The following is a 587-nucleotide window of genomic DNA, read 5'->3' on the forward strand; positions in this document are numbered from 1 at the left end:
CCTTAAAGGCCCAGGGAAGACTCATCTCGAGGCAAGTTTCGCGCTTAGATGCTTTCAGCGCTTATCTTTTCCGCACTTAGCTACCGGGCAGTGCCATTGGCATGACAACCCGAACACCAGTGGTGCGTTCACTCCGGTCCTCTCGTACTAGGAGCAACCCCTCTCAATCTTCCAACGCCCACGGCAGATAGGGACCGAACTGTCTCACGACGTTCTAAACCCAGCTCGCGTACCACTTTAAATGGCGAACAGCCATACCCTTGGGACCTACTTCAGCCCCAGGATGTGATGAGCCGACATCGAGGTGCCAAACACCGCCGTCGATATGAACTCTTGGGCGGTATCAGCCTGTTATCCCCGGAGTACCTTTTATCCGTTGAGCGATGGCCCTTCCATTCAGAACCACCGGATCACTAAGACCTACTTTCGTACCTGCTCGAGCCGTCACTCTCGCAGTCAAGCTAGCTTATGCCTTTGCACTAACCTCACGATGTCCGACCGTGATTAGCTAACCTTCGTGCTCCTCCGTTACTCTTTGGGAGGAGACCGCCCCAGTCAAACTACCCACCAGACACTGTCCTCACCCC

Annotated in this window: 1 rRNA gene; it reads right to left on the reverse strand. The window is 54.7% G+C overall.

The features are described from left to right. Positions 1-587 (reverse strand): 23S ribosomal RNA (locus AC6HVW_RS25015); the annotation flags it as partial.

The sequence above is a fragment of the Serratia sp. NCCP-200 genome (assembly GCF_059697885.1).